General features: G+C 71.0%; 10 protein-coding genes. 7 read left to right on the forward strand and 3 right to left on the reverse strand.

All coding sequences use genetic code 11. From position 1 onward, the window contains the following. The first annotated feature begins 117 nt into the window (after nt 1-117). Nucleotides 118-3,843, forward strand: a complete 3,726-nt coding sequence (locus ACXKZB_RS11560) for a multifunctional oxoglutarate decarboxylase/oxoglutarate dehydrogenase thiamine pyrophosphate-binding subunit/dihydrolipoyllysine-residue succinyltransferase subunit (protein ID WP_488823217.1) — start codon at nt 118-120, stop codon at nt 3,841-3,843. 18 nt (nt 3,844-3,861) lie between these two features. On the opposite strand, the gene ACXKZB_RS11565 is transcribed toward ACXKZB_RS11560, so the two are convergent. Further along, on the reverse strand, nt 3,862-4,302 hold the full coding sequence (locus tag ACXKZB_RS11565; protein WP_488823218.1) for a GNAT family N-acetyltransferase: 441 nt from the start codon (nt 4,300-4,302) through the stop codon (nt 3,862-3,864). A gap of 115 nt (nt 4,303-4,417) precedes the next feature. Here ACXKZB_RS11565 and ACXKZB_RS11570 point away from each other — a divergent pair, with 115 nt between their 5' ends. Together ACXKZB_RS11570 and ACXKZB_RS11575 are read left to right on the forward strand one after the other, a co-directional pair. Further along, nucleotides 4,418-4,999: a hypothetical protein gene (locus ACXKZB_RS11570; protein WP_488823219.1), complete on the forward strand. Its 582-nt coding sequence runs from the start codon at nt 4,418-4,420 to the stop codon at nt 4,997-4,999. 47 nt (nt 5,000-5,046) lie between these two features. Beyond that, entirely contained in the window at nt 5,047-6,462 is a 1,416-nt protein-coding gene (locus ACXKZB_RS11575; RefSeq protein WP_488823220.1) for a LamG-like jellyroll fold domain-containing protein, read from the forward strand. Nucleotides 6,463-6,486: 24 nt separating this feature from the next. Here the strand turns inward: ACXKZB_RS11575 and ACXKZB_RS11580 are convergent, their stop codons facing one another. Together ACXKZB_RS11580 and ACXKZB_RS11585 are read right to left on the reverse strand one after the other, a co-directional pair. Continuing rightward, a complete protein-coding gene (locus tag ACXKZB_RS11580) occupies nt 6,487-6,729 on the reverse strand; it encodes a zf-HC2 domain-containing protein (RefSeq protein ID WP_111086426.1) in 243 nt (80 codons plus the stop codon). Further along, nucleotides 6,726-7,487, reverse strand: a complete 762-nt coding sequence (locus tag ACXKZB_RS11585; RefSeq protein ID WP_340196352.1) for a sigma-70 family RNA polymerase sigma factor — start codon at nt 7,485-7,487, stop codon at nt 6,726-6,728. Before ACXKZB_RS11585 ends, ACXKZB_RS11580 begins: the two co-directional genes overlap by 4 nt. Before the next feature lie 111 nt (nt 7,488-7,598). Between ACXKZB_RS11585 and aroA the strand changes: the two genes are divergently transcribed. From aroA to hisN, 4 genes are all read left to right on the forward strand, one after another. Beyond that, nucleotides 7,599-8,993: a 3-phosphoshikimate 1-carboxyvinyltransferase gene (gene aroA, locus ACXKZB_RS11590; protein ID WP_488823221.1), complete on the forward strand. Its 1,395-nt coding sequence runs from the start codon at nt 7,599-7,601 to the stop codon at nt 8,991-8,993. 4 nt (nt 8,994-8,997) lie between these two features. Then, nucleotides 8,998-10,065, forward strand: a complete 1,068-nt coding sequence (gene rsgA / locus ACXKZB_RS11595) for a ribosome small subunit-dependent GTPase A (protein WP_488823222.1) — start codon at nt 8,998-9,000, stop codon at nt 10,063-10,065. Between the two features lie 293 nt (nt 10,066-10,358). Continuing rightward, nucleotides 10,359-11,531, forward strand: a complete 1,173-nt coding sequence (locus ACXKZB_RS11600; RefSeq protein ID WP_488823223.1) for an ABC transporter permease — start codon at nt 10,359-10,361, stop codon at nt 11,529-11,531. An 18-nt stretch (nt 11,532-11,549) separates the two neighbouring features. Next, nucleotides 11,550-12,332, forward strand: coding sequence for a histidinol-phosphatase (hisN, locus tag ACXKZB_RS11605; RefSeq protein WP_123312329.1), 783 nt, complete (start codon nt 11,550-11,552; stop codon nt 12,330-12,332). Nucleotides 12,333-12,334 lie beyond the last annotated feature (2 nt).

Raw genomic sequence — 12,334 nt, forward strand, 5'->3', positions numbered from 1 at the left:
CGCCGAGGCTGACACGGAACGGACATGTGCGAGCGGCTAGGCTTGGCACCTGTGCGGGGCAGGGTTGCGCCGCACGACACACACGAGCATCTATCGACGGAGAGTGGGCGATCGGCTGTGTCGAGCCATCTGACCGGAACGGACGAGACCGCGGGCGAATTCGGGGCGAACGAGTGGCTCGTCGACGAGCTCTACGAGCAGTTCGTCGCGGACAAGGAGTCGGTCGACAAGTCCTGGTGGCCGGTCCTCGAGAGCTACCACCGCACGCAGGTCGGCGGCGCTCCGGCAGCTGACACCGCTCCCGCCGCTCCCGCCGCGGCCGAGACCACCACCACGGAGCCGGCCGCCGCGGCGCCCGCTCCGGCCGGTGGTCCGATCCAGGCGAAGACGACGTCGCGCCAGCCGGCCCCGCAGCCGATCCCGGCCGAGGCGAACGACGCCGCCGACGACCACGAGGAGACCCACGAGGACGTGGCGACCCCGCTCCGGGGAATGGCGAAGACCCTGGCGTCGAACATGGACGCCTCGCTCACCGTCCCCACCGCGACGAGCGTCCGGACGATCCCGGCGAAGCTGATGATCGACAACCGGATCGTCATCAACAACCACCTGCGCCGTGCCCGCGGCGGCAAGATCTCCTTCACGCACCTGATCGGGTGGGCGATGGTGCAGGCGCTCAAGGACTTCCCGAGCCAGAACGTGTTCTACGAGGAGCGCGACGGCAAGCCGTTCGTCGTCGCCCCGGCGCACGTGAACCTCGGCATCGCGATCGACGTCCCGAAGAAGGACGGAACCCGCTCGCTCCTCGTCCCGAGCATCAAGCGCGCGGAGACCCTGACCTTCGGCCAGTTCCTGTCGGCGTACGAGGACCTGGTGAAGCGGGCCCGCGACAACAAGCTGACGCCGGCCGACTTCCAGGGCACGACGATCTCGCTCACGAACCCGGGCGGCATCGGCACCGTGCACTCGGTCCCCCGCCTGACCAAGGGGCAGGGCGCCATCATCGGTGCCGGCGCCCTCGAGTACCCGGCCCAGTTCCAGGGATCGGCGTCGAAGACCCTGGTCGAGCTCGGCATCGGCAAGACCATCACCCTGACGAGCACCTACGACCACCGGGTCATCCAGGGCGCCGGGTCGGGCGAGTACCTCAAGCACGTGCACGAGCGCCTCATCGGCGAGCACGGCTTCTACGACGGCATCTTCGCGGCGCTCCGGATCCCGTACAAGCCGATCCAGTGGGCGAACGACATCAACGTCGACCTGGCGCACCGCGTCAACAAGACCGCTCGCGTGCAGGAGCTCATCAACAGCTACCGCGTCCGCGGGCACCTGATGGCCGACATCGACCCGCTCGAGTACCGCCAGCGCACACACCCCGACCTCGAGATCGAGAGCCACGGGCTGACCTTCTGGGACCTCGACCGCGAGTTCGTCACCGGCGGGCTGGCCGGAACGACGAGCGCTCCGCTGCGCGACGTGCTCGGGATCCTGCGCGACGCGTACTGCCGCACGGTCGGCATCGAGTACATGCACATCCAGGACCCGGAGCAGCGCCGCTGGGTGCAGGAACGGATCGAGGTCCCGTACTCCAAGCCGTCGAAGGACGAGCAGCTCCGTGTCCTCGGCAAGCTCAACGAGGCCGAGGCGTTCGAGACCTTCCTGCAGACGAAGTACGTCGGGCAGAAGCGCTTCTCGCTCGAGGGCGGCGAGTCCACCATCGCGTTCCTCGACACCCTCATCCAGCACGCCGCTGCCGTGGGCCTCGCCGAGGTCGCGATCGGCATGGCCCACCGCGGCCGCCTGAACGTGTTGACGAACATCGCCGGCAAGACGTACGGCCAGATCTTCCGTGAGTTCGAGGGGTCGTCCCTGCCGGGATCGGTGTCCGGTCAGGGCTCCGGCGACGTGAAGTACCACGTGGGTACCGAGGGGCTCTTCCGCACCTCGGACGGCTCGAGCATCCCCGTGACGATCGCGGCGAACCCGTCCCACCTCGAGGCCGTCGACGGCGTGCTCGAGGGCATCGTCCGCGCCAAGCAGGACAAGCAGGGCCCCGGTTCGACGAACGTCCTGCCGGTCCTCGTCCACGGCGACGCGGCGATGGCCGGTCAGGGTGTGGTGGTCGAGACGCTGCAGATGTCGCAGCTGCGCGGCTACCGCACCGGCGGCACCGTGCACCTGGTCATCAACAACCAGGTCGGGTTCACCACCCCGCCGGAGTCGGCACGCAGCTCGGTGTACTCCACCGACGTCGCCAAGACGATCCAGGCGCCGATCTTCCACGTCAACGGTGACGACCCCGAAGCCGTCGCACGCGTCGCCGACCTGGCGTTCGAGTACCGCGAGGCGTTCCACCGCGACGTCGTCATCGACCTCATCTGCTACCGCCGCCGCGGGCACAACGAGGGCGACGACCCCTCGATGACCCAGCCGCTCATGTACAACCTCATCGAGGCGAAGCGCTCCGTCCGCACCCTGTACACCGAGGCCCTCGTCGGCCGCGGTGACATCACGCAGGAGGAGTACGACGAGGCGCACCGCGACTTCCAGGACCGCCTGGAGCGTGCCTTCGCCGAGACGCACGAGGCGCAGACCGGCACCATCCCGGTGATCCAGGTCGACGACGACGGCGCCGTGCAGGGGCTCGAACGCCCGGCGGCGCAGCAGGACGACTCCGAGGTCGAGGTCCGCGACACCGCGGTCTCCGAAGAACTCGTCCGCTCCATCGGGGACGCCCACAGCAACCCGCCCGCTGGCTTCTCGATCCACCCGAAGCTGCAGCAGCTGCTGTCGAAGCGCACCGAGATGACCCGCAACGGCGGCGTCGACTGGGCGATGGCCGAGCTCATGGCGATCGGCTCGCTGCTGGTCGAGGGCAAGCCCGTCCGGTTCGCCGGCCAGGACGCCCGGCGCGGCACCTTCGTCCAGCGCCAGGCGGTGTTCCACGACCGGTCGAACGGCCAGGAGTGGTTGCCGCTGTCGAACCTCTCCGAGGGTCAGGCCCGCTTCACCATCTACGACTCGCTCCTCAGCGAGTACGCGGCGATGGCGTTCGAGTACGGGTACTCGGTGGAGCGCCCCGAGGCACTCGTGCTGTGGGAAGCGCAGTTCGGTGACTTCGCGAACGGCGCCCAGACCGTCATCGACGAGTTCATCTCGTCCGCCGAGCAGAAGTGGGGGCAGCGCTCCGGCCTGGTCCTGCTCCTGCCGCACGGGTACGAGGGTCAGGGACCGGACCACTCCTCCGCCCGAATCGAGCGCTACCTGCAGCTGTGCGCCGAGGACAACATGGTCGTCGCCCGTCCCTCCACCCCGGCGTCCTACTTCCACCTGCTGCGTCGTCAGGCGTGGGCGCGTCCGCAGAAGCCGCTGATCGTCTTCTCGCCGAAGGCCATGCTCCGGCTGCGTCAGGCGACGAGTGCGGTCGAGGCCTTCACCGGCGGTACCTTCGAAGAGGTCATCGACGACGACCGGGTGACCGACAAGGCCGCGGTGCGTCGCGTGGTGCTGCACTCCGGCAAGGTGCACCACGACCTGCGCGCCGAGGTCGACAAGCGCGGCGTCACCGACGTCGCCCTCGTCCGGCTGGAGCAGCTCGCGCCGCTCCCCCTCGAGCGCATCCTCGAGGTGCTCGCGGGCTACCCGGACGCCGACGTCGTGTGGGCGCAGGAGGAGCCGGAGAACCAGGGCGCCTGGCCCTTCGTCTGCATGAACCTGTCACCGCACCTCGACGGTCGACCGCTGTCGGTCGCCGCCCGTGCCGCGAGTGCCGCGCCGGCCACCGGTTCGTCGAAGCGCTCCGCGCAGGAGGCCACCGAGGTCCTCGAGAAGGCACTCGGCTAGACCCCACGCCGGGGTGCGCTACGCGATCTTCGTGTAGCGCACCCCGGCGTCGTGGTACCCGCGCTTCTGGTAGAACCGGTGCGCGCTGTCCGTCGCGGCCGCACTGACGGCGCTCAGCCGACGCGCGCCCTGCTCCACCGCCCATGCTTCGAAGGTGCCGATCAGCGCCGAACCGGTGCCGAGCCTCCTGGCCGCGTCGTCGACCACCAGCAGCAAGAGCTGTGCCGTCGGCTCGTCGCTCGCGTACGCCCAGGTGACCTGCGCGCCGGCGACCGCCACCGGGCGGCCGTCCTCGCCACGCACCACCCAGGTGCGGTGTCCGGCCTCGGGCGTGAGCCGTTCGAGGCGTGCGCGCATCGCTGCGTCGTCGACCTCGTGGCCGAGCAAACGGACGAGGGCGGCGACGTCGGAGACGTCCGTGCCGGACCAGGTGGTGATCGACTCGACGAGGAGGGTCATGCTGGCGACCCTACCCGGGCGCCGCGCTGTGTTGCGACGGGTTGTCATCGCAACTGATATTCATATATGCTGCTGTCATATCACCCGCCGGGTGGTTCCGAACGACAGGACAGCCATGCACATCACCTCACGCCACGGCCGCACCGCCGCCTGGATCGCCTTCCCCCTCGCCGTCGTCGCCAGCGGCGCGCTCATCGCCACGGCCTCGTACGCCGCGTTCTCCGACACGACCGACAACGCCGGCAACGCCTGGCGCACGGGCGCCGTGTCGCTCACCGACGACGACAAGGACACCGCACTCTTCGACACCGACACCCTCGTCCCCGGCGAGGGCGGTTCGAACTGCATCACCGTCACCGCGAACACCACCGATGCCTCGACCGTGAAGCTCTACACGGCCGACCAGTCCGACGAGGACACCCTCGCCCGCCACCTGAACACGAAGGTGGAGCGAGGCACCCTCGGGACGGCCGGCGACTGCAGCACCTTCACCGCTGCCTCGACCGTGCACGACGGCACGCTCGCAGGTCTGATGGCGCTCGACTCCTTCGGCACGGGCGTCGACGGCTGGCAGCCGGCGATCGGCACGGCGAGCACCACGTACCGGTTCACCTACGACCTCGACTCGGACACCCCGAACACCGCACAGCAGTCCGAAGCCGGCACCACGTTCGTCTGGGAAGCCCAGACCGACTGACCCTACCGCCCCGCCCAACGACCGCCACCGACCACGAGGAGCAGCCCATGTCGACCACCGTCACCCGACGACCCGTCCGGTGCGCCGGCGACCTCCCCCGGCTGCTCCTCGCGGTCTCGGCACGCACCGCACTCTGGTCGGCGCTCCTGCTCGCGGTCTGGGCGTCGCTGCCGGCGATGCTCGGGTGGTACGTCACGACCGTCGTCTCGGACTCGATGGCGCCGGGGATCCGCACCGGCGACGTCGTCGCTGCGATGCCCGTCGACGCCGAGTCCGTCACGCCCGGACGGGTCCTGCTGGTCGACGACCCCGACCACGACGACCGGCTCCGACTCCACCGCCTCGAGCGGATCGAGCAGGACGGCGACCTCCGGCTCCGCGGTGACGCCAACGCGGAGGCAGACCGGACCCCGGTTCCCCCGTCGGCCGTCCACGGTGTCGGCGTCCTCCGCTTCCCGGGCATCGGCCTGCCGACCGTGTGGGTCCGCTCCGGGTCCTGGACCCCGCTCGCGCTCGCTGCCGCCGTCGCCGCGGTCCTCGCGGTACTGGCTCGCGTCGACCGGGACATCGTGGCCGGTCAGCCGTGCCGACGGTGCGGGACGCCACGGCGGGACCTCCACGCGCCAGCACCGACCCCGTCCGGTGCGATGCGTCCGACGCAGACCTCGTTGCCGGTCGTCGCAGCGCTGGCTGCCGCGACGATCACCCTCAGCACGATGGCGGCAGCGGGGTTCAGCGGCACCACGGGCTCCGCCTCGTCGCTCCGCAGTCAGACGTTCGCGTGCTTCCACGATCCGGCGCCCGGGGCGGTGCTCGCATGGGACTTCGCCGACAAGGGCACCCGGCTCGTCACCGACTCGAGCGGGAACGGCGCCGACGGGCAGTTCGTGGGCGACGGCACCCGGACGGTCGGCAGCTGTGCGGACAACCCGCACGCGACCTTCGGGACGACCGGGAGCTCGGAGACCTGGGCCGTCACCGACGCCGCCGTGAGCGCCCCGAACGCGTTCACGATCGAGGTCTGGTTCCGGACCACGGACACGGACGGCGGTCGGCTCTTCGGCTTCGGCTCCGACCGGAACGCCGCGTCCACGCACCGTGACCGCCACCTCTACCTCGACTCGGGCGGCCAGCTACGGTTCGGCGTCGAGGGATCGGGCAGCCAGTTCAAGTTCGCCCTGGGATCGTCGGACGCCGGGGACGACGGCGAGTGGCACCACGCGGTCGCCACGTTCCAGCCGCGATCGATGGCCCTCTGGCTCGACGGGGTGCAGCAGGGCACCCGGAGCGACGCGGTGACGCTGCGACAGTACGACGGATACTGGCGAGCGGGCCGCCAGACGTTGGCCGGGTGGCCGGGCGCCAGCGGCTACGCGTTCACCGGCGACGTCGACACGGTCCGCGTGTACGCCGACGTGCTCGACGCCCCGACGATCGCTGCGCACCACGCCGCGGGACGCTGAAGCCGCAGCGCGCCCATGCGCCCGCTAATGCGTCGACTGCTCCAGCCGGATGCGCGCCAGGATCTCGCCGCGCAGTTCCTCCGGAGCGGTCTCCTTGCACGCGCGGCGCACGGTCTCAATCAGGACGACGCCGACGCGGTGTTCGGTCGTGCAGTCCTCGCAGTCGTCCATGTGCTCGCGGATGTCCGCCGCGTCCTCGCGGCAGAGCTCCCCGTGCAGGAACTCCTCGAGCTCGGCCTTCGCCTTGGAGCAGTCGCAGCCGCTCATCGTGCTTCCTTCCCATCGACGCGACCCTCGGTCGCGGCAGTCTTCCGGCCTCGTCCGCGCATCGTCGCCGTCGACGCTGCGTCCGGGACGATGCCGGTCTCACGGGCGTGGTCCGCCAGGAGCCCCCGGAGGAGCCGACGACCACGGTGCAGACGGCTCATGACCGTCCCCACGGGGGTCTTCATGATGTCGGCGATCTCCTGGTAGGAGAAGCCCTCGACATCGGCGAAGTACACGGCCATCCGGAAGTCCTCCGGGATGGCCTGCAGGGCGTCCTTCACAGCGGAGGACGGCAGGTGGTCGATCGCGTCGGCCTCGGCCGAACGTGCGGAGATCGACTGGGTGACGCTCTCCGCGCCGCCCAGCTGCCAGTCCTCGAGCTCGTCGATGGTGCCCTGGTACGGGTTCCGCTGGTTCTTGCGGTACGTGTTGATGAACGTGTTCGTCAGGATCCGATACAGCCAGGCCTTCAGGTTCGTGCCCTGCTTGAACTGACGGAACGCGGCGAACGCCTTGACGAACGTCTCCTGCACGAGGTCCGAGGCGTCGGCCGGGTTGCGGGTCATCCGCATCGCCGCGCCGTACAGCTGGTCCATGAAGGGCAGCGCCTGGGTCTCGAAGAGGGCGCGGAGCTCGTCGGCCGGCACCGTCTTGGCGTCGACGAACGACGCCTCGTCTTCCGCCTCGACCGCGTCGAGCTGCTCCTCGGTCTCCTCGACCAGGTCGTGCGGTGCTGCCTGCGGCTCGTCGGTCGTCATCGCGGGCCAGTCTAGAGCGAGCGACGTGGACACGCCGGGCAGGCGCGTCCGCGATGGTGCGAGTGCTGTCGCCAAGGGTCCTCCCGATCGTTTCAGTAGTCTTGTGAACCGATGGCAGACACGACGCATTCCCGGAGCGGTGCACAGCCCGCAGCGGACCCGGCCCCCTGGATCGCCCCGCTCGCGCGCGGCCCCCTGCGCGGCGACGTCGCGCTGCCCGGCTCGAAGTCGCTGACGAACCGCGAGCTCGTGCTCGCCGCCCTCGCGGACGACCCCTCCGTCATCCGCCTGCCGCTGCACTCCCGCGACTCGGCGCTCATGGTCGCGGGGCTCCGGCAGCTCGGCGTCGGGATCGACGAGGTCGAACCGGCACCGGGCGAGCAGCCGAACCCCTACGGCCCGGACCTCCGGATCACCCCGGCGCCGATGCACGGCGACGTGCGCGTCGACTGCGGGCTCGCCGGCACCGTGATGCGGTTCCTGCCGCCCCTCGCCGCCCTGGCCGTCGGCCCCGTGGTCATCGACGGCGACCCCTACGCCCGCAAGCGTCCGATGCACGCGATCATCCGGGCGCTCGTCGACCTCGGCGTCGACGTCACCGACGACGGCGACGGCTCGATGCCGTTCGCGTTCACCGGCACCGGCTCGGTCCGGGGTGGCGCCCTGTCGATCGATGCGTCGGCGTCGTCGCAGTTCGTCTCGGGCCTGCTGCTCTCCGCGCCGCGCTTCGACGAGGGCCTGCACCTCACCCACGTGGGCGAACGGCTGCCGAGCCTGCCGCACATCGAGATGACCGTCGCCGCGCTCCGTGCCCGCGGCGTGACCGTCGAGGAACCCGCGATCGGCGAGTGGGTCGTCCAACCCGGGCCGATCGCCGCGCGCGACGTCACGATCGAGCCGGACCTGTCGAACGCCGCACCGTTCGCGGTCGCCGCGCTCGTCGCGGGCGGCACCGTCCGCATCCGCACCTGGCCGCGCGCGACCACGCAGGTCGGCGCCGACCTCGAGACGCTCCTGCCCCTGTGGGGCGCGACCGTGGCCCGAGACGGTGACGACCTGGTCGTCGACGGCGGCGTCGGGATCCGGGGTGGGGCCTCCTTGCCGGGTCTCGACCTGGACCTCAGCCGCGGCGGCGAGCTCGCACCGGCGCTCGTCGCGCTGGCGGCGCTGGCCGGCGGGCCGACCGAGATCACCGGGATCGGCCACCTGCGTGGGCACGAGACGGATCGCCTCGCCGCGCTCGCGGCGGACGTGAACCGGTCGGGAGGCGCGGTGCACGAACTCGAGGACGGCCTGCGGATCGAGCCTGCCGCGCTCCACGGCGGCGACTGGGCCGCGTACGACGACCACCGGATGGCGACGGCCGGCGCCATCGTGGGTCTCGTCGTCGACGGCGTCGCCGTCGACGACATCGGGTCGACGGCGAAGACGCTGCCGCAGTTCCCCGAGCTGTGGGCGGCGATGGTCGCCTCCTCCGGCTCGCTCGACTCGGTTCCGGGAGTCTGAGCGCATGAGCTGGTGGGACGACGTCGACGGTGACGACTCCGACGCGGACGAGCCGTACGGACAGTACGACGAGTCGAGCGTGCGGGTGCGTCCGAACCCGAAGGGCAACCGACCCCGCACGAAGACGCGGCCGACCTACGACGACGCACCCATCGGCTGGGTGACGAACGTCGACCGCGGGCGGTTCGGCGTGCTGGTGGGGACGGGGGCCGATTCCGGCGACGAGCACGTCATCACGGCGACGAAGGCCCGCGAACTCGGCAAGAAGTCCGTCGTCACCGGCGACCACGTGTCGCTCGTCGGCGACGTCTCCGGCGACCCCGGGTCGCTGGCGCGCATCGTGAAGGTCGCTGAGCGCACGACCCTGCTCCGCCGCAGTGCCGACGACTCCGACGAGGTCGAGCGCGTCATCGTGGCGAACGCCGACCAGATGCTCATCGTCGTCGCGGCCGCCGACCCGGAGCCACGTACCCGGCTCATCGACCGGTACCTGGTCGCCGCGTTCGACGCCGGGCTCGACCCGATCCTGTGCATCACGAAGACCGACCTCGCGGACCCGGCCCCGTTCCTGGCGCACTTCGCGTGCCTGGACCTGCGGATCGTGACGAGCCGGTCCGACGACGTGCCGTTCGAGGCGCTGCACGACCTCCTCGACGACAAGGTCACCGTGACCGTCGGGCACTCCGGCGTCGGCAAATCCACGCTCGTGAACGCCCTGACCGGGTCGACGCGGGCGATCGGTGTCGTGAACTCGGTGACTGGTCGCGGGCGGCACACCTCGTCGTCGTCGATCGCGCTGCGTGTCCGGGACGGCGGCTGGATCATCGACACCCCCGGCGTGCGGTCGTTCGGCCTCGGGCACGTCGACCCGGCGAACGTCTTCCGCGCGTTCGCCTCGCACGCGATCCCGGTGCGGCCCGCGCGGGACGGCATCCCGTTGGCGCAGGCGCACGACTGGGAGATCGTCGACCGGGTGCAGGACGGCGAGCTCGGGCCCACGGGTGTCGAGCGGCTCGACTCGTTCCGCGCGCTGCTCACCGGCATGGGCGCTTCCGACCCCGGCATGGAGTAGCCCGGCGCGCCGTCGCGTCCGTCCCGTCGCGTCGTGCGCCGCCGCGCCTGTCCCGCCGCGTCGTGCCCCGTCGAGGTTCCGAAATCTGCACATCTCGGCGGCGGCACGGGCCGTTCGTGGAACCTCGGCGAACAGCGCGCGGCGTGTTGTGGTACCTCGGCGGAGTGAGCTCGGGCGTGTCGCCACGCATCACCGCGCCCCGCCCCACCACGCTCGGCCCCACCGTGCCCCGCACCGCTGCTCGTCCGACCCGGCGTCGACACGTGTGCAGCAGTGTTGTACAGTGGACCCTCGTGTCTGAAGTTGCAAAGTACAACTTTGCGCCGACCCCCGCCGTCGACGCCCCGTCCTCGAGCACGACAACGACGTCGCACGCGCACCACTCCCCCACGCACAAGTCCCCCAGGGCCGCGAAGCCGCAGCGCACCGACAGCGTCCTGCGCCCCGCCGGCCTCGGACGGGTGCTCCTGACCTTCGCCACGCACATCCTCGTGCCGCTCTTCCTGGCCGCCGGCATGGGACTCGCCTACCTCGGCGCCTTCCACGCACCTACGCCGAAGGAGCTGCCGGTCGGCATCGTCGGGCAGTCCGCCGCGACCCAGGTGTTCGCCCAGACCGTCACCGACGAGTCCGACGGGGCGCTCGTCGCCCACGTCGTCGCCTCGACCAAGGACGCCGAACGGCAGATCCGCGACCGCGACCTCGCCGCCGTGTACGCCCCGACCACCACGGGCGCGACGCTCTACGTCTCGACGGCTGCGTCGGAGACGACCGCGAGCGCCGCGCAGAAGGTCTTCCTGCCGATCGCGTACGAGCAGCACGTGCCGTTCCGGGTCGTCGACGTCGTCCCGACCGGCGAGCAGGACAGCACCGGACAGGGGCTGTTCTTCCTGCTCGTCGCGCTGAGCGTCGGCGGCTACGCATCTGCCATCGCCGTGGCGTCCGTCGCGACGAAGCTCCGCGCGGTGTGGACCGCGGTGGTCGGGCTCGCCACCGCCGGGGTCGTCGCTGGCATCGGAATCATCGTCGCCGGACCGATCTACGGCGTCATCACCACGCACCACTGGCAGGTGTTCCTGTTCGCCTGGCTCTACGACGCGATCATCGTCGCGATCGGGGTCGGCCTGCACCCGGTGCTCGGGCGGTGGACCACACCGGTGCTCACGATGCTGTTCGTGATGCTCAACTTCACGTCGTCCGGCGGGATCTTCCAGGCGTCGTTCGTGCCCGGGTTCTTCTCCGCGCTCCACTCCTTCTGGAGCGGCGCCGCATGGCTGCAGGCAGCGCAGGACCTGCAGTACTTCCCGGACGCCTCCCTCGGCCGGTCGTCCCTGGTCCTCGCACTCTGGCTCGCCGCGGCGGTCCTGCTGTGCGTGGTCGTGCACGGGCTCGTCGCCCGCCGCACGCGCATCGCCCGCGAGCGCGAGGTCACCCGACTCGAGGAGGAAGAGGTCGTCGCCGCGTAGCCCCGCTACGCTCGACCCGTGGACCTCAGCGCCGACCTGGACTTCGCCCGCTCGCTCGCCGACATCGCCGACACGATCAGCCTCGAGCGGTTCCGCGCCGCCGACCTGCACGTGTCGAAGAAGGCCGACAGCACGCACGTCACCGATGCCGACCAGGCCGTCGAGCACGCCCTGCGCGAGCGGATCGCGACGGAACGGCCCGACGACGCGTTCCTCGGCGAGGAGACGACGGCGGACACCGGTGCCGAGGCGACGAGCGAGGGCCACCGCCAGTGGGTCGTCGACCCGATCGACGGCACCGCGAACTACCTGCGCGGCGTGCCGGTGTGGGCGACGCTCATCGCCCTGGCGGTCGACGGTCGCCCCGTGCTCGGCGTGGTGAGCGCCCCCGCGCTCGGCAAGCGCTGGTGGGCGGCGGAGGGGCTCGGCGCACACTCGTTCGACGGCGCGCTCCGCGTGTCCGGCGTCGCGGACCTGTCCGACGCGAGCCTGAGCTACAACAGCATCCAGCAGTGGGACGACGACGACCGGCTCGACGCGCTCGTCGACCTGTCGCGCAGGGTCTGGCGCACGCGCGCCTACGGCGACATGTGGTCGTACATGCTGGTCGCCGAGGGCGTCATCGACATCGCGGGCGAACCCGACCTGAAGCCGTGGGACATCGCCGCCCTCGTCCCCATCGTGGAAGAGGCGGGCGGACGTTTCACCTCGCTCGACGGCGACCCCGGAGCCTGGCACGGCAGCGCGCTCGCGACGAACGGCCTGGTGCACGACGCCGTCGTCGAGGTCATCCGCCGCTAGCG

Source organism: Curtobacterium sp. ABR8, from assembly GCF_057812125.1.